The sequence below is a fragment of the Bradyrhizobium sp. 26S5 genome (assembly GCF_036923295.1).
Lineage (GTDB): Bacteria > Pseudomonadota > Alphaproteobacteria > Rhizobiales > Xanthobacteraceae > Bradyrhizobium > Bradyrhizobium septentrionale.
Map to the genome: position 1 here is coordinate 6,474,865 of NZ_CP145948.1, position 18,032 is coordinate 6,492,896.

12 protein-coding genes and 1 pseudogene are annotated in these 18,032 nt (G+C 66.3%); 6 read left to right on the top strand and 7 right to left on the bottom strand.

Going from position 1 to position 18,032, the window contains the following annotated elements; all coding sequences use genetic code 11:
• Positions 1–92: 92 nt before the first annotated feature.
• Positions 93–470 (bottom strand): Hpt domain-containing protein, encoded by a 378-nt coding sequence (locus V5279_RS30610; protein ID WP_338690898.1) that lies wholly within the window; start codon positions 468–470, stop codon positions 93–95.
• A 380-nt stretch (positions 471–850) separates the two neighbouring features.
• Between V5279_RS30610 and V5279_RS30615 the strand changes: the two genes are divergently transcribed.
• Together V5279_RS30615 and V5279_RS30620 are read left to right on the top strand one after the other, a co-directional pair.
• A complete protein-coding gene (locus V5279_RS30615; RefSeq protein WP_338690899.1) occupies positions 851–6,910 on the top strand; it encodes a negative regulator of septation ring formation in 6,060 nt (2,019 codons plus the stop codon).
• A gap of 193 nt (positions 6,911–7,103) precedes the next feature.
• Entirely contained in the window at positions 7,104–7,610 is a 507-nt protein-coding gene (locus V5279_RS30620; RefSeq protein WP_338690900.1) for a hypothetical protein, read from the top strand.
• Between the two features lie 42 nt (positions 7,611–7,652).
• On the opposite strand, the gene V5279_RS30625 is transcribed toward V5279_RS30620, so the two are convergent.
• From V5279_RS30625 to V5279_RS30635, 3 genes are all read right to left on the bottom strand, one after another.
• Positions 7,653–8,522 (bottom strand): MlaD family protein, encoded by an 870-nt coding sequence (locus tag V5279_RS30625; protein WP_338690901.1) that lies wholly within the window; start codon positions 8,520–8,522, stop codon positions 7,653–7,655.
• A gap of 108 nt (positions 8,523–8,630) precedes the next feature.
• Positions 8,631–9,401 (bottom strand): ABC transporter ATP-binding protein, encoded by a 771-nt coding sequence (locus V5279_RS30630; protein WP_166305904.1) that lies wholly within the window; start codon positions 9,399–9,401, stop codon positions 8,631–8,633.
• Positions 9,402–9,403: 2 nt separating this feature from the next.
• A complete protein-coding gene (locus V5279_RS30635) occupies positions 9,404–10,537 on the bottom strand; it encodes an MlaE family ABC transporter permease (RefSeq protein WP_166305901.1) in 1,134 nt (377 codons plus the stop codon).
• A gap of 144 nt (positions 10,538–10,681) precedes the next feature.
• Between V5279_RS30635 and dgcA the strand changes: the two genes are divergently transcribed.
• Both dgcA and V5279_RS30645 read left to right on the top strand, forming a co-directional pair.
• Positions 10,682–11,683: an N-acetyl-D-Glu racemase DgcA gene (gene dgcA, locus V5279_RS30640; protein WP_166305898.1), complete on the top strand. Its 1,002-nt coding sequence runs from the start codon at positions 10,682–10,684 to the stop codon at positions 11,681–11,683.
• A 171-nt stretch (positions 11,684–11,854) separates the two neighbouring features.
• Positions 11,855–12,630: pseudogene (locus tag V5279_RS30645) on the top strand (IS5 family transposase).
• Positions 12,631–12,642: 12 nt separating this feature from the next.
• Here the strand turns inward: V5279_RS30645 and V5279_RS30650 are convergent.
• A complete protein-coding gene (locus V5279_RS30650) occupies positions 12,643–13,815 on the bottom strand; it encodes an MFS transporter (protein WP_338690902.1) in 1,173 nt (390 codons plus the stop codon).
• Positions 13,816–13,890: 75 nt separating this feature from the next.
• On the opposite strand from V5279_RS30650, the gene V5279_RS30655 reads away from it, so the two are divergent.
• Entirely contained in the window at positions 13,891–15,162 is a 1,272-nt protein-coding gene (locus V5279_RS30655; RefSeq protein ID WP_338690903.1) for a hypothetical protein, read from the top strand.
• Between the two features lie 107 nt (positions 15,163–15,269).
• Here the strand turns inward: V5279_RS30655 and V5279_RS30660 are convergent, their stop codons facing one another.
• Entirely contained in the window at positions 15,270–16,196 is a 927-nt protein-coding gene (locus V5279_RS30660) for a DMT family transporter (RefSeq protein WP_338690904.1), read from the bottom strand.
• A gap of 88 nt (positions 16,197–16,284) precedes the next feature.
• Between V5279_RS30660 and V5279_RS30665 the strand changes: the two genes are divergently transcribed.
• A complete protein-coding gene (locus V5279_RS30665; RefSeq protein ID WP_338690905.1) occupies positions 16,285–16,887 on the top strand; it encodes a CGNR zinc finger domain-containing protein in 603 nt (200 codons plus the stop codon).
• 69 nt (positions 16,888–16,956) lie between these two features.
• Here V5279_RS30665 and V5279_RS30670 read toward each other — a convergent pair whose 3' ends face one another.
• The gene (locus V5279_RS30670; RefSeq protein ID WP_338690906.1) at positions 16,957–17,946 is read right to left on the bottom strand and encodes a threonine/serine dehydratase; all 990 of its coding nucleotides are present in this window, start codon (positions 17,944–17,946) and stop codon (positions 16,957–16,959) included.
• Positions 17,947–18,032: the final 86 nt, after the last annotated feature.

Below are 18,032 nucleotides of genomic sequence, written 5' to 3' on the forward strand. Positions count from 1 at the left end.
CGATCCGCACTGCGCTAGCGCGGAGACCGAAAACCTGCCGGCCGGCCCGGACGGGCGCTCAGGCCGCGGCGGGCCGTGGAAGCGTTGTAAGGCTAGGAACGGCGCAGGATCAGCTCGATCGCCGTGCGCGCCTCGGCGATCGCAGCCCCGAGCGCGGCCAGCGGCTGGGCCGGATCGGAACCGCCGGTCAGCGCGGTTTCGAGCTGGGCGGCAGCCTCGGCGACGCCGAATGCGCCGATCGCCCGCGCCGATCCTTTCAGGGTGTGGGCATGGGTCGCCGCCTCGGGCGGCAAGGCAGCCAGCTCGCCGAGGATCCGGGCGGACTGGGTCGAGAACATGGCCAGGACTTCCCGCTCCAGCCCCGGGTCGCCCAGCGTCATGCGCTGCAGGTGATCGAGGTCGATCGGCCCGTCGCCGGGCGCGAGCGGTGGCGATTGCGTCCATTCAACCCGTTCGAGATGAAGCGGCATGGCCTGTCCCTGTCGTCTCCGCCGGGCCTCGCCGGCGGCGCGTTGGCCAAGCCAATCACGAAACTGGTTAACGGATTGTTGTCGGGATGATCGGCAAAACCGCCCCATTCTGGACAATTTCCGGACACAATCGACGTCCTAACGCAGGAATTTCGAGTACCCATAAGGCCTTATGGCGCAAAGCTGTTAACGATGATTAAGAAAGTATTAATCGCAAGCATTTCATTCGCATCGCTCAGCCAATAGGATGTTTGCGGATGTAGCGGACAAGCCGCCGAGGGGGGCGCTTGCGCTCCGCTTGTGGGCACCGGCTTCGAGCTTGCGTGGGGACGATCGCAGGCTCGCCGACGCGTAAAATAGTGAGAGGGCTTGGACTGAACATGGCGAACACTCCCAAGAAGGTCAAAGATCCCACCGAAGTCGCGCTTTCTGCCATCCAGGAAGCCCTCAACATCAGCGAACAAAGCGCGGAGAACCGCAGCCCCCTCAACGAAGGCGCCGCGCCGCCGAATCTGCCGCCGCCTGCGCCCGATTTTTCAGCTGCATCATTCGATCAGCGTCCGAATTCCGATCGCCCGGCGTTCGAGCCGATCGAGGAGCCGCGTGCCCCGCGCCGCGCCGCCAACGATGATCGCGAGACCATCGGCCAGATGCTGCAGACGCTGCAGGGCGGCCGTTCCGCACGCAATGCCTTCACGCTGTTCTTCGTCTGCTCCGGCGCCTGGCTGCTCGGCGGCGCGATCCTGACCATCGCGTTCTGGCCCGCGCTGCAGGCTTCGATGGCCCAGGGCACCGGCGTGCTGGTGCTCGCCGGCCTCGCCGCGCTGTTCGCCGTGCCGATCCTCCTGTTCTACTATCTCGCCAGCCTCGCCGCGCACGGTCAGCGCATGCAGATGATCGCGCAATCGATGGCGCAGGTCGCAATGCGATTCTCCGAGCCGGAAAACGCCGCCGCCGATTCCATGGTGACGGTCGGTCAGGCGATCCGGCGCGAGGTCGCGGCGATGGGCGACGGCGTCGAGCGCGCGATCGCGCGCGCCGGCGAACTCGAGACGCTGGTTGCCAACGAGGTGGCGGCGCTGGAACGCGCCTATTCCGACAACGAAGTGCGCATCCGCGCGCTGCTGCAGGACATCGCCCACCAGCGCGACAATCTGGTCGGCCAGGCCGAGCAGGTGCGCAGCGCGATCTCCGGCGTGCAGATCGACCTGCGCCACGACATCGCGCTGATCTCGGACGCGATCGCCTCGCGCGTCGACGAGGTCGCCAAGAGCATCACCGGCGCGCTGGAAGAGCGCGGCCAGCACATCACGACGGCGCTGAGCCATGCCGGCGACAACATGATCCTCGCGCTCGGCGAGCGCGGCGGCGACCTGCTCGACCGCCTCGAGGAAGCCAGCGCCGAGACCACCCGCGCGGTGATGGACGCCTCCGAGCGGCTCACCACCAGCCTCAACTTCAAGACCGGCCACGTCCATGACGAGTTCGTCGATCTGGCCGATCGCGTCCACGAGATGCTGAACGAGCGCGTCGACCGCATCACCGGCGAGTTCGAGCAGCGTTCGTCTGCGATCGTCGACGGCATCTCCGACCGCACCGAAGAGGTCCACGATTCCCTGAAGAACTCCGCGGACTCGCTGCTGCTCGAGCTCGAGCTGCGCAGCAACGACCTCGTCAGCAAGATCGACGACGCCGGCAACCGCCTCGCCGGCCAGATCATGACGTCCGGTGACAAAGCGAGCGAGGCGCTCGACGTCACCGTCAATTCGCTGGTCGCCAAGGTGGTGGGCCAGACCGAGACCGCGCACGATTCGCTGTCGCTGCAGATGAGCGCGTTCGACGACCTGGTGAAGAACCACGGCAGCGAGCTCGCCGAGAAATTCGCCCGCGACTCCGGCACGCTCGGCGCGCTGATTACCCGCCACATCTCGGAATTCGACCGCACGGTGAAGACCTTCGGCGGCGATATCGTCGAACGCATGGGCCAGCGCACCCAGGACATCGCCGACAGCCTGAAGACCTATGTCGACACCTTCGACCATCGCGTCACCACGAACAGCGGCGATATCACCGCCTCGCTCGACCAGCGCCTGCTGCAGTTCGAGACCACGCTCGGCAGCCGCGTCACCAATCTCGACGCCTCGCTGAACGACAAGCTGTCGTCGTTCGACTCCTCGCTCGCCAGCAGGATCGGCTCGTTCGACGGCCGCCTGCAATCGCTGGATGACACGATCGACGGCCGCATGAGGACGCTCGAAGTCACCTTCGAGAGCCGCGCCAAGTCGGTCACCGACACCATCGACGGCCATCTCGGCACGCTCGCGACGCAACTGACCGACGGCGCCACCCAGGCGATCCAGTCGATCGACTCGCGCCTCGGCCTGCTCACCACGACCCTGACCGAGGGCACGGTGCAGGCGATCGCTGCGGTCGACCACCGTATCAACGGCGTCACCGAGACCATCGACAACCACAGCAACCGGCTTGCCGACACCATCAACGGCCACAGCACCCGCCTCGCGGAGACCATCGACGGTCACAGCACTCGCCTCGTCGAGACCATCAGTGGTCACAGCTCGAACCTGACCGACACCATCACCGCGCGCTTCACCGATATCCGGCAGGGCATCGAGAGCCGCGTCGGCGTCATCGCCGGCGACATCGACACCCGCGTCGCGCAGTTCGAGGACCTGCTGGGCTCGCGCGTCGAGGCCGTCGCCGGCCGCATCGAGAGCAGCGGCCGCCAGGCGAGCGAGGACCTGATGTCCCGCGCCGAGCTGTTGTCGTCCAGCATCAAGTCCCATGTCGAGGACGCCGAGCGCTCGCTGACCAACCTCGTGGTCAACACCAGCGAGACGATCCAGACCGGCGCGCGCACCGCGCAGCAGGCGCTGCTCTCCGTGTCTTCGGACGTTGGCAACCAGCTCAAGCAGAGCTCGGCCGAGGTCGAGAGCGTGCTGACCGCCGTCGGCACCAGCGCCGCCAATTCGATCCTCACCAGTGCCCGCGACGCGCAGGTCTCGCTGGTCTCCGCCTCCGGCGACGTCGCCTCCCAGATCAAGGCGCTGTCGGAGGATGTCGAGCGCACGCTGCAGGCCGCCGGCAGCGCCACCGCAGCCTCGGTGCTGTCGGGCGCCCGCGACGCGCAGACCACGCTGGTCTCGGCCTCGGCCGAAGCCGCCAGCCAGGTCAAGTCGCTCGCCGCCGACGTCGAGCAGTCGCTGTCGATGTCCGGCTCGGCCGCCGCCGAAGCGATCATGACCGGTGCGCGCGAGGCCCAGACCACGCTGATCGCGACCTCGACCGACGTCACCGGCCAGGTGAAGTCGCTCGCCAGCGACGTCGAGCGCTCGCTCTCGATGGCGGGTTCCGCGACCGCGGAAGCCGTCGTCGCCTCCGCCCGCGAGGCCCAGAGCACGCTTGCCGGCGCGTCCACCGAAGCCGCCAATTTGGCCCGCACGCTCGCGGCCGACGTGCAGCACTCGCTCTCGACCGCCGGCACCGCGACCGCGGAAGCCGTCGTCGCCTCCGCCCGCGAGGCCCAGAGCACGCTTGCCGGTGCGTCCACCGACGCCACCAATCTGGTCCGCACCCTGTCGGCCGACATCGAGCGCTCGCTCTCGATGGCCGGTTCCGCCACCGCGGAAGCCGTCGTCGCCTCCGCCCGCGAGGCCCAGAGCACGCTTGCCGGTGCGTCCACCGAGGCCACCAATCTGGTCCGCACACTGGCGGCCGATATGGAACGCTCGCTGTCGATGGCCGGCTCCGCCACCGCGGAATCGATCACGTCAGGTGCGCGTGAAGCCCAGAGCATGCTGGTCAGCGCATCCGCCGAGTCTGCGACACAGGTGACGGCGCTTGCCGCCGACATCCAGCGCGCGCTGTCGATGGCCGGCAGCGGCACCGCCGAGGCGCTGACTGCCGGTGCCCGCGAGGCGCAGAACACCCTGGTCGCTGCGTCGACAGAAGCCGCCAACCACGTCAAGTCGCTGGCAGTCGATGTCGAGCGTGTGTTGACGTCGGTCGGCACCAGCACCGCGCAGTCGATCCTCGGCAGCGCCCGCGACGCCCAGAACTCGTTCGTGGCAACGTCGAGCGAGGCCGCAAGCCAAATCCGCTCGATCTCCGCCGAGATCGAGCGCTCGCTGACCACGGCCGGTGCGGAGACCGCGCAGAGCGTCCTGGGCAGCGCCCGCGAGGCCCAGAGCTCGTTCGCGGCGATCTCCACCGAGGCGGCGACCCAGATCCGCGCGATCTCTGCCGAGATCGAGCGCTCGCTGACCACGGCCGGCGTGGAGACCGCGCAGACCGTGCTGGGCAGCGCCCGCGAGGCGCAGAGCTCGTTTGCGGCGACCTCGGCCGATGCCGCCGCCCAGATCCGCACGCTCTCGACCGATATCGAGCGCGCGCTGGGCGCAGTCACGGCCAAGACCACCGACAACATCCAGACCTCGGCGCAGAACGCGCAGGCCGCACTGATCAACATGTCCAACGAGGTCTCGACCAAGGTCAAGACGACCTCCGCCGACATCGAGCGTTCGGTGCTGTCGGCTTCCAGCGCGTTCGGCTCGGCGATGACCGGCAAGACCGACGAGATCGTCACCTATGTGCAGCAGCAGACCGAGCGCCTGTCGCAGATCGTCGACGGCCGCCGCGGCTCGCTGGTCGAGGCGCTGACCGCCAAGACCACGCAGCTTGCGACCGACATGGATCGCGCCACTGCCGACGCGCTGAAGGCGATCGAAACCCGCGGCCTCGCCTTCTCGCAGTCGATGTCGGCGCACGGCGGCGATGTCGCGCGCAACATCACCTCGGCCGGCGACCAGGCGACCGGCGCGGTGGCGAAGTCGCTCAAGGAGCTCGAGCAGGCCTCGCGCGCGGCGATCGATCAGTCGCGCCAGGTCTCGATCTCGGCCGTCACCGAGATGCAGGAGACCAGCAAGATCCTGCGCACCGATACGGTCGCGCTGTTCGAGCGGCTGCGCGAGGGCAACATCCTGCTGCAGGAAGTGTTGACCGGCGCCCACGACAACCTCAACTCGCTGGAGCGCGCGCTGGTGACCCGCGTGGCCGACTTCGTGTCCGCCATGAACGACGTCACCTCGCGCAACGGCGTGGCGACCCAGACGCTGGAAGACCAGCTCACGGTGTTCAACAGCAAGACCGGCAAGGCGCTGGAAGATCTTGGCGCGCTGTCGAGCCAGTTCGAGACCCATGGCAAGGCGCTGATCGACGCGGCTGCCGTGGTCGAGCAGGCCAACCGCTCGACGACGGCCTCCGTCAGCGAGCGCAAGTCGGCGCTGGAATCGCTGGTCACCACCATCGACCTGCGCACCACCGATCTCGACCAGCGGCTGTCGCGCTTCACCGGGCTGCTCGATGAATCGCTTGCCGCGGCCGAGGAGCGCGCCCGCGACATCGCACGCGTGGTGGCGGAGACCGCAGGCGCCGGTTCGGCGGCGATCAGCAAGCAGTTCGAGGCGGTGCGCATGGCGGCCGAGAACGAGCGGCAGCAGACCGTCGACGCCATGAACGACCTGTACCAGCAGAGCAACGCCGAGACCGATGCGATGTTCAAGGACTCGACGGAGAAGTTCTCCGCGATGGTCACGGCGATGAAGCAGATGGCGAGCGAGATGCACAACGAGCTCGAGGCCACCCGCAACGAGCTGCGCCGCGGCGTGCTCGAAATGCCGCAGGAGGCCGCCGAGAACACCGCGCAGATGCGCAAGGTGATCGTCGACCAGATCGAGGCGCTGGCCGAACTGAACCGCATCGTCGCCCATCACGGCCGCGGGCTCGACGTGGTCAGCACCAATCGCGCCAGCGTCCGCCACGAGGAGCCGGTGATGGCTGCCACCGGCGGCCGCGGCGACGTCCGGATGCGGGACAATGGCAACAGCGCCGCGACGCTGCCGCCGCCCGATCTCGGCATGGCCAGTTCGCGCCGCACCGAGGCCCCGTCGGTCAGTCCGGCAGGCCCCAACAACAACAACAACGGCGACGGCTGGCTGTCCGACTTGCTCAACCGCAGCGACGCGCCGCCGCCGGCACAGCCGGTCCGCGAGGCCCAGCGCCCGCGTCCGCAGCAGCAGCCAGCCGCCAATCCGCTGGAGTCGCTGTCGCTCGACATCGGCCGGCTGATGGACCGGACGCTTGCCGCCGAGATGTGGGATCGCTACCAGCGCGGCGAGAACAAGGCGTTCAGCAAGCGCCTCTACACGCCGGCCGGCCAGAAGGCCTTCGATGAGGTGGCCCGCAAGTACCGCGCCGACCGCGGCTTCAAGCAGACGGTCGACCGCTACATCGCGGAGTTCGAGCGGCTGCTCGACGAAGTCGCCCGCGAAGGCCGCGGCCAGCAAGAGCTGGCTGGCCACCTGACCTCGGAGACCGGGCTGGTCTACACCCTGCTCGCGCATGCGGCAGGACGGCTGGGGTAAGCGTTCGAACCAATCGCGGGACAAGAAACGGGGGCAGCGATGCCTCCGTTTTGCTTTTGACCGACGCAAGAATAGGATTGCGGGAGAACGAGAGCTCAACCCAAAGTCTTTAGCCCAACTCTTCAACCAAGGTCCTTCAAGTCCTCCGGAATCATCCTGGCAACGGCGCCAGAACACGGCTGAGAGGGTTCAGATGTTGCCATCGCATCGCGCACACCGGCACTCCATCGTCGCGTTGACGGTGCTCGGGACAATCGGGTTGGCCGCGGTTGCGATGGCGGATCCGATGGAGCCATCCAAAATCCGGACCATCAGAGTAACGCCGCAGTCGGCCGATGATCTTGGCGATCCATCGAAGGCGCCTGCAAAATCGAACCGCCTTCACGTGTTGACGGTACGGCCAAGACTGCCTGACGAACAACGCGACGCTGCTGGCCACGAGTTGTCAACAATACAGCAGACAAGCAAACCCGCGGCCGATGCGCATGTCGTTCGAACGATGCCCGTCAGGCTGGAGCCCCAGCAGCCCCGCAATACATTCGGCCGCGAATGGTCGGGGACACCGGGTCTTATCAACGGCGCATCCAATGCCCACCACATTCGCACGTTGACGATCCGCTCGGAGCGGACGGACATCTGTCCCGGCTATAACCGCTTCGTTCCTGAGGCAGGTGAACCGACACAGTCACCGCCCCGATGAAAGGTGCGCCCCTCGTCGGAACCGAGAGGAGACCCGCCTCGCCTACTGCCGCCGTCGCGGTCCGGGTGCTGCGGCCGGAGCCGGCGCGGGCTCGGGTGCGGCGTTGTTGCTGCCGCCGAAGATCACCCGGCTCGGGTTGCGGTCGAAATTGTTCACGGCGCGGCTGATGTCGGAGAGCGTGCGGCGGCCGTCGGTGATCAGGGCGGTGGAGCGCTTGTCGAGATCCTCGGCGAGTTCGCGGATCGACTTCACCATCAGGTTCAGCTCGCTGCCGCTGTTGCCGCCCGCGATCGCATTGAGGCCCAGCATCAGACTGTCGGCCTTGCCCATCACGCCGTCGACCTTGAGCATGACGTTGTCGATCTTCTCGGAATTGCGCGCCAGCGCCTGGGTGAAGACCTCGAGATTCTTCAGCGAATTCTTCACCGACTGCTGATTGTCGGCGACGATGCGGTTGACGTTTTGCAGCGTGGCGCGGATCGCCTCGGTGACGTCCTGCAGCGCATTGGGGTCGGCGGTCAGAACCGGGATACCGTCCTCGTCGAGCGGCACCGGCGGGGCGGCCTCCTCGCCGCCCTTCAGTGAGATCGCAGCGACGCCGGTGAGGCCCTGGAATTCGAGACCGACCAGGGTGTCCTTGCGGAGCGGCGCGTTGTTCTCGATCATCGCCAGCGCGACCACGCGTCGCGGGTTGTCGAGCTTCACTGAAACCACTTCCCCTATCCGGATACCGTTAAAATTGACGTTGCCGCCATTGCGCAGGCCCGACGCCGGCCCTTCGAAGATCACCCGCAAGGGGCTGCGCAGCTTGGTGGTGTGCAGGCTCTGGAACCACAGCACGAAGCCGAACGCGGCGGCAATTACCGCCAGCGTGAAAGCCCCGATCAAGACGTAGTTCGCCCGCGTTTCCATCAATCACTCCTGAGCTCTCGCGCAGTCAGCCTGCGCTCGAGCCCGTCGAATTCCCTGTTGGCGCATGATCTCGTCCGAAAACCGGTCTCCTCGCTTCGGGATCATGGGCTAGGCCACAACGGCACGGGCGCGCTTGCCGTTGAAATATTGCTGCAGCCATGGATGCTGCGATGCCTTCATGTCGGCGATCGATCCTGCAGCAATGATCTTACCGTTCCCTAACACGGCGATACGGTCGCACGCGGTGTAAAGACTGTCGAGATCGTGGGTTACCATGAAAACGGTCAGCCCCAAAGTACGCTGCAGGGTGCGCACCAGCTCGTCGAAATCGCCGGCGCCGATCGGATCGAGGCCCGACGTGGGCTCGTCGAGAAACACCAATTCAGGATCGAGCGCGAGTGCGCGCGCCAGCGCGACGCGCTTGATCATGCCGCCGGACAGCTCCGACGGATAGCGATCGGCGACCTCGGGCTTCAGCCCGACCATCACCAGTTTCGCCACCATGATCTCGTCGAGCAGCCGCTGCGAGACGCGCAGATATTCGCGCGCCGGAAACTGGATGTTCTGGCGCACCGTGAGCGAGGAGAACAGCGCGCCCTGCTGGAACAGGATGCCCCAGCGCCGCTCGACGGCTCGGCGCTGCGCCGAACTCGCGGCATCGAGATCGACGCCGAACACTTCGATGCGGCCGGAGACCTTTGGCACCAGGCCAATGATGGTGCGCGTCAGCACCGATTTGCCGGCGCCCGACGGACCGACGAAGCCGAGGATCTCGCCGCGCTTGACGTCGAGGTCGAGGCCGTCGAGCACGCGCGTCTTGCCGAACTGCACCGTGATGTCGCGGACCCGGATGATGGCGTCGTCGTCCTGCTCGGCCATGATCACATCCCGATCGAGGCGAAGAAGATCGCGAACACGCCGTCCATCACGATCACGAAGAAGATCCCTTTCACCACCGAGGCGGTGGTGTGCTGACCGAGCGACTCCGCCGAGCCCTGCACCGCCAGCCCCTCGACGCAGGCGACGATGCCGATCACCGCCGCCATCACCGGCGCCTTGACCATGCCGACGATGAAATGGTCGATCGATATGGCATCACGAAGGCGGAGCAGGAAGGCTTCCGGATCGACGCCGCCATAGAGCCAGGCCACCAGGCCGCCGCCATAGAGCGCGGCCATCGCGCCGAGGAAGGCCAGGATCGGCAGCGCCAGCACCAGCGCCAGCATGCGCGGCAGGATCAAGACCTCGATCGGATCGAAGCCCATGGTGCGCAGCGCGTCGATCTCCTCGCGCATCTTCATCGAGCCGAGCTCGGCGGTATAGGCCGAGCCGGAGCGGCCCGCGACCATGATCGCGACCAGCAGCACGCCGATCTCGCGCAGCACCAGCACGCCCAGCATGTCGACGACGAAGATGTCGGCGCCGAACCTGCGGAAATGGAAGATGCCCTGCTGCGAGATGATGCAGCCGATCAGGAAGGTGATCAGCACCACAATCGGCACCGCGCGCCAGCACACCTGCTCGAGGTGATGCACGGTCGAGGTCAGGCGGAAGCTGCGCGGATGGATCAGCACATTGCCGGCTGCGGCAATCACCGCACCGAGCATGTCGATGAGGCCGATGATGGTACCGCCGATGCCGGCCACGGTGCGCCCGATCTGCTCGAGCATGCCTGATATCGAGAGCGGGTCGCTCACGACCTTGGGCGCTGCGCCGACGCGGCGGACCTCGTCGACCAGGCTGGAATAGTTGGCGGAGAGGCCCGCGATCTCGGCTTCGGCGCTGGCGTTGCTGAGGCTGCGGCGCAGCCGCTCGATCAGCCAGGCGCCGAACGTGTCGAGGCTCGCGACCTGCGACACGTCGATGAAGATGTGCGGGCGGCTGCCGCGCAGCTTCTCGGCGTCGGAGACGATCCGCTCGAGCGCAGGGGCAAAGCGGGCGGTCCAGTTGCCCGCCGCGCACAACGCCAGTCCTTCGCCTTGGGCTATCCGCTCCAGTGTCGGGTCGCCGCTCACCTTTTGCCTACCCCTTGAAGCCGGCTGGCCGCCGCTCACGCAGATCTCCGGCGGCTTGCCGGATCGGCTTGTCGAATCTGCCACTAACCAGCCATAGTTGGTTGCGCGTCGCAAGCTACGGTTCAGGAAATAGTAGACTTTAAAATGACTTCCACCCCATCCCGAGCTATTTCCCTTAACGTGGGGATCGAGCGCTGGCCGATCGCCGGGACGTTTACGATCAGCCGCGGCGCCAAGACCGAGGCCGTCGTCGTGGTGGCCGAGGTGAGCCAGGGCGGCGTCATTGGCCGCGGCGAATGCGTGCCCTACCCGCGCTATGGCGAAACGCCTGAGGCGACGCTGCAAGCGATCCAGGCGATGCAGGAACCGCTCGCCGGCGGTATCGACCGGATCGCCCTGCAGGCCCGGATGCCATCAGGCGCTGCCCGCAATGCACTGGATTGCGCGCTGGCGGACCTCGAGGCCAGGCTCAGCGGTCAGCGCATCTGGAACCTGCTCGGACGGCCGGCGCCGGAGCCCCGCACCACCGCCTATACGATCTCGCTCGGAACGCCGGAGGCGATGGCGGAAGCCACTGCCAAGGCCGCACACCGTGCGCTGCTCAAGATCAAGCTCGGCGGCGAAGGCGACGGCGCACGGATCGCCGCCGTGCGCAAAGCGGCGCCGGCATCCGAACTGATCGTCGACGCCAATGAAGCCTGGACCGACGATAACCTCGCCGCCAACCTCGCGGCCTGCGCCGATGCCGGCGTCACGCTGATCGAGCAGCCGCTGCCAGCGGGCAAGGACGAATCGCTGGCGCGGATCAAGCGCCCGGTTGCGGTCTGCGCCGACGAAAGCGTACATGACCGCGCTTCGCTTGCGGGCCTGCGCGGCCGCTATGACGCCGTCAACATCAAGCTCGACAAGACCGGCGGGCTGACCGAGGCGCTCGCGATGGCGGATGCCGCGAGCGCGCTCGGCTTCGAGATCATGATCGGCTGCATGGTCGCGACCTCGCTTGCGATGGCACCGGCGATGCTGATCGCGCAAGCCGCGCGCTTCGTCGATCTCGATGGCCCGCTGCTGCTGGCGAAGGACCGCGACAACGGGCTGCGCTACGAGGGCAGCCTGGTCTACCCGCCGGACGCCGCGCTCTGGGGCTAGAGCATGATCCGGAAAAGTGTGTAGCGGTTTTCCGAAAAGATCATGCTCAAATCAAAGAGCTAGAGCGGGATGACGATTCGAAGAAGAGTCATCCCGCTCTAGGTGGTGTGGACTCTAAGGATTCCCTTTTAGGAGCAAATCAGATTCAAGGCTGCTTTTGGGGAGGCCGCCTTGGGTGTGATGGACCGTTTGGTATTGAGCGACGCGGCGTGGGAGCGGATAGCGCCGCTGATCATAGGGCGCCCCGATCAGAAGGGCTCCACCGGGCGCGACAACCGGATGTTCGTGGAAGGTGTGCTGTGGATCGTGCGTACGGGGTCTCCCTGGCGCGATCTTCCGGAGGTGTTTGGGGACTGGAACAGCGTGTTCCGGCGCTTCAGTCGATGGAGCATCAAGGGTGTTTGGTGGCGGATCTTCGAGGCGATGTCCGATGATCCGGACTTCGAATATCTGATCGTCGATTCCACCATTGTTCGGGCGCATCAGCACGCCGCCGGCGCCAAAAAGGGGGGTCTGAAGATCAAGCGGAAGATCAAGCGATCGGCCGCTCGCGCGGCGGCCTGAGCACCAAGATACATATGGCCGTTCGAGGCTTGGGATGTCCGGTGCGGTTCACGCTTACCGCAGGTCAGAAGGGCGATGCACCGCAAGCCGCCGCATTGATCGAAGGCTTATCCGCCGAGGTCGTCATGGCCGATACGGCCTATGACGCCGATCACTTGCGCCAAGCCATCGCCGCCAAAGGCGCGCTCGCCGTGATCCCCAACAACCCGTCACGCGCGCTCAAATATCCACTCGACAAGCATTTCTATGCCCAGCGTCATCTCGTCGAATGCTGCTTCTCAAAGCTCAAGCAGTTCCGCCGCGTCGCAACCCGCTTCGAAAAAACGGCCCGGAACTACCGGGCCGTCGTCACTCTCGCAGCCATCGTTCTATGGATGCGCTAGTGTCCACACCACCTAGTGGACTAGTCGCTTCCGCGCGAACCACATCACGAGCCCGCCCAGAGCCGCCATCACAGCCATCATGTCGTAGACGCCGAGCCCGATGCGCGCATAGACCAATCCGCTGACGATCGCAGTCGTGCTCGCGACGATGCCGGCGCAAGCGGTGAGATAACCTTGTGCCCGCGCCATCACGTGAACCGGCACGTGATGCACCATCAGGCCCATGATGCCGACCTGGGTCAGACCGAAGCTCAGCCCGTGTCCGAGCTGGACCACCGCCAGCACCGCAAGCGGCGGGTCCTGCGCGGTGATCGCCCAGCGCGCCATGGCGCTGGCGGCCGCGATCATCACCAGCACAGCCGACGGCAGCGTGAAGCGCGGCGAGAGCGCAAACAGCACGATCTCGGCGATCACGCCGAGCACCCAGAGACAGGCGATGGTCAGGCCGCTGAACCCGGCCTGCTGCCAGGCGATCGATGCGAAGATGTAATAGGCGCCATGGCTGCCCTGGATCAGCGCCGAGGACACGATGATGGCGAGGAAGGTCGGATTGCGCAGCAGCTTCGGCGCGCCGGCTGCAGGCGTAGCGGCCGCTGCCGGACGGCCGAGCGGTCGCAATGTCAGCCCGACCAGCGCCCCGAGCACGGTCACCGCCGTGATGATCCAGATCAGATCGACCTCCGCGACGTAGCGGAGCAAGAACCCGCTGACGAGCGCGCAGACCGCGAAGGCCGCCGAGCCCCAGAGCCGCAGCGGCCCGTAGCTGAGACCGAATTGCCTGACGCCGCGCAGCGCATAGGCGTCGGTCAGCGGCACCATCGGCGTCCAGACGCAGCAGGTCAGCGCATAGACCGCGAGCAGCACGAACGGCTGATGCTGGGTGCCGATCACGGCAAAGCCGCACACCGTGGCGAAGCCGGTGGCGATGATCGCGCCGCGCAGCATCTGGCGCCGTTCCGCCACTGCTGTGACCAGCGGCAGCACGGTGAAGCGCGTCACCGGCGGCACCGCCGTGATGATGCCGATCCAGGCGGCATCGATGCCGATCACCTTCAGCCACACCGTGAAAAACGGCAGGTGAACCCCGGTCATGCCGAACAGCGTGGCATAGAATGCCGCAAGGCTGACAGCGAATCGCCGCGATGCAAGCTTTGCTGCAATGGGGATTTGTGATTCGGAAGACATCAATTCAATTGCGATTCGCGCGATATCGTGATGATCGTTAGCGTAACGCGCAGTGATTTGCGCGAAGAGATTGTGATGGCCGAAGAAGCATTCGCCCTGTCGCCGATATCCGCCCGCGCGGCCCTGCCGAGCGAGGAGGACTATGCCGCGATCAGCGCGGCCTTCATGGAGACCTCGCGGGGCCGCTGGTTCCTCGGCGAATATGCCAAGCGCAACCGCAACGCCGACACAAGCATGGTGCTCGATGCGGTGGCGCGGATCGAGGAAAGCCTCAGTGCGCAGCGGCAGGCCGCCGCGGACGCCATCCGGGACGAGCAGCTGGCACAGGCGCTGGCCGCCCTGCGCGGCGCGATCGAGGCCGCGCAGGTCTCCGCCATCACAGCGCTCGACGGCGTCAGCTTCGAGCAAAACCTCGCGCCGGTGCGCAAGGGCGTGCGGGTGATCAGGGAAATCTCCTGGCGGCTGCGCGAGATCGGCAATGACGGCCGGATCTGCGACATCATCGATTCGCAGGCCAGCGCGATCGAGGCCGGCGCCGCTGAGGTTTCGATGGACGACGCCAAGGCCGTGCTGGATGCCGCCTTCGCGGCGCTGGCCCGCCGGCTCGGCGAGTTCGATCCGGACAAGGCGGCGCCCCCTGCGGCCGAACCTGATGTGGCCGAGGCTCCGGTTGCGGAACCGCCTGCGGCCGCGCCCTCACCGCCACAGGTGACCGAGAGCGCTGCCGCCGACGCCGCGGTTACCACGCCGCCAGCGCCGCCTCAGGAGGCCGCTGCAACGCCGCCCGCCGAAGCTGCGATGGCCGTCACGCCGCTGCCGAGCGAAGCTTGGATCACGGCCGAGACCGCGCTGGCCGAAGCAGAGGCCGCAGAGCTCGCCCGCGTCGCCAACGATGCGGCCGCCGACGCCCAGGACGAAGCGATGCTCGATCTCATCGCGATGGAAATGGGCGCGCCCGATCCGATCGACGAAGAGGCGATCGCCGAGGAAATGCGCGCCGCCGAGGAGATGCGCGTCGCCGAGGCGATGGCGGCCGAGCCCGAAATGGCTGAACCCGAAATGGCTGCACCATTGGCTCAGGCCGAGCTCGCGGCGGCGCCCGAGCCGAAGATCGAGGTCAGGGTCGAGCCGCCGCCGGTGGCCGCAGCGCCGGTTGCCGAAGCCCCGGTCGTGGCGCCGCCTCTCCCGCCCGCCGTTGAGGCTGCCGCCGAACCTGCAAGAGAGATCTCGCTTGGCTCGACCATCATCGCCAGCGGTCTCCTGAAAAGGCCAAGCGTCGCGGCCAACGATCCGCTCGCGCCAATCCGCCGCATGAGCCAGGCCGAGAGGATCGCGTTCTTTTCGTAAGCGCGGCGTATTCGCACCTCGTGCGCGAGCATTTTTCTCACATTGGTCACCCGCGAAGCGTGACCCAACTCACGTACCGCCGATGGCCATGGGTAGAGGTCACGGCTTCAGGTGTTGATTCGGGGCGTGGTCCACGTTGCAAATCGCGGAATTGGACCGCCGCTAACGATATAGACGCCCGCTGAGATCAGACCGATCGCCCCCCAGTCAAGCGGTCCAGGCCATTCGCCGAGGACCGGAATTCCCAATAGCGCCGTGATGGCCGGGCAGAGCGCCGCGAAGGCGGCGCCGCTCGAGGCGCCGAGGATGCTGACGGCTCGTCCATAAAGAAGCAGGGAGATGATCGCGGTGAACACGCCCTGCACCACAGCCTGCAGCGCCACGTCGCCCCACGGTGCTGCCGCAAGTGTTGTTCCAGGCAACAACGTGAAGACAGGCAGATACAGGATCATGGCGCCGACGGCGGATATGGCCGCGGCATGCAATCCATCCAGACGAGCCTTTCGCAGAGCGACCGTGTAGCAGGCCCACGCCAGTGCGGCGCAGAGAAACAGCCCCTGACCGACATTCTGCAGCGATCCCAACTCACCGCCGGAGCCCCACGCGATGACGAGCACACCCGGCAGAATGAGGGCGAAGCCGATCTTCTTCACCGTCGTGAACACCTCCTTCAAGAGCGCCGCCGCAAGCAGCGCGACCATCAACGGCATCACACCCGGAAACAGAGCGCCCGCATGCGCTGCCGGAGCGAACAGAAGTCCGGAGTTGGCGAAAAAGACCGGCCCCGCGCCGCCAAGCACAATGGCCGCCAGTCCGAACCAGCCGAGACGATCGAATGCCAGTCCGTTCTTGACCAGGTAGGGCAACAGCAGCATCCCGGCGACGCCGAAGCGCAACGCCGCGATATCCCAGGGTGTGAGGCTGGTCCGAAGGCCAAGGCGCGCCACGACGATCCACCCCGACCAGATGCTGACGGCCGCGAGACCGCAAAGCGCACCTTGAAGGTATTGCCTGGCGTCGCGTTCGCTCGACATTGCCTGTGGTCACCTTGGACGCCGCAATGGTACATAACCCTTATAACGTGTATTATGGGTTATGATCGCATCGCAGGCAACGTCGGGGATGACCGGACCAACCAACCCATTCGACTGGAGCGGAGGTCATCCCGCCCTGGACCTCGTCAACACGCTGGACGAGCGGCCCTCCGACGCACCGATCGAGACTCTGACCGCCTACGGCGGTTTGGTGAGTTTCACTAAGCTGGCCGGGCTTATCGAGCCTTCCGCGGCGAAGCGGTTGCGATCGCTCGGTGGGCCCGCTTGCACACGCGTCATACGGCGCGCTCGCGAATTGAGGGAACACCTGTACACAATCGTTGGCGCAATCCACGATGGGCTATCCGTTCCGCAGAACGATCTGGACGCGATTGCCGTGGAAGTCCGTCGGGCACACGCCGCCAGAGCCCTCACCGCAACCGGAGCATCAAGCGCCATCATATCCGGCTGGAGGTTGCCCACCTCCCCGGAGATACCCGTGCATGCCTGCGCCCTGGCGATCGAGGATCTGCTTCTATCCACAGACCACAGCCGCATCCACAAGTGTGGCGCGGCCGACTGTGAAGTCTACTTTATAGATACCAGCAAGGCGCACCGGCGACAGTGGTGCAGCATGAAGAACTGTGGCAACCGCGAGAAGCAGAGGCGCTGGCGCTCGGCGGCAGAATAGATTTCTGTGCAGCGACACGGGGGAGCGCGATAAGCCGCCCTCGCCTGCCCCTTCGAAAACATGCTGGTCTCAGGCGACGAGCTTCGCGAACAGATCGGCGTCGACATTGCCGCCCGAGAGCACGATGACGACGTTCTTGCCCTTGACGTCGATCCGCCCGGCCAAGAGCGCGGCAAGCCCAACCGCGCCGCCGGGCTCGACCACGAGCTTCAGCTCGCGATAGGCAAAGGCCACCGCGGCGCCGACCTCATCATCGGAGACGCTGACGCCATTTGCGAGCAGCTTGCTGTTGATGGCGAAGGTCAGTTCGCCCGGCATCATCGCCATCAGCGCATCGCAGATGGTGCGCGCCGCGACCGGATGCGCCTCGCGATGCCCGACCTTGAGCGACAGAGCGTGATCGTCATAGCCCGCGGGCTCGGCGACGATCACCTGGGCCTGCGGATATTTCGCCTTCACCGCGGTGGCAACGCCGGCAATCAAGCCGCCGCCCGAGGCCGGCGCGACCACGATATCCGGCACAAGCCCGAGCGCCGCCATGTCCTCGGCGATCTCGCGGCCGGCGGTGCCCTGGCCTGCGATCACGAAGGGATCGTCATAGGGACGCACCAGGGTCGCGCCGCGCTTGCTGGCGATGCCGTTGGCGATCGCCTCGCGGTCGTCGCGATCGCGATCGTAGAGCACGACCTCGGCGCCATAGGATTTGGTCCGCTCGCGCTTGGTGAGCGGCGAGTCCGCAGGCATCACGATGGTCGCCTGCATGTTGAGGATCTTGGCCGCCGCGGCGACACCCTGCGCATGGTTGCCCGACGAGAACGCGACGACGCCGCCGCTGCGCTTGTCCTGCGGAATCGAGGCGAGCTTGTTGAAGGCGCCGCGGAACTTGAACGATCCGGTCCGCTGCAGCATTTCGGGCTTGAGGAAAATCTGGCTGCCAACGCGTTCGTTGAGAACGGGGAAGGTCAGGAGCGGCGTGCGCACCGCGAACGGCGCGACCACCCTGGCAGCGGCATCGATGTCCGCGGCAGCGACGGGTGGATTGAGAGTGGTGTCCGTCATCCACGATTTGTATCGCGGGGGGACGCGGCCCGGCAAGACGCTTTATAGCGTTTTCGAGCGAAGTGGGTACCGGTTCGCGTGAAGAA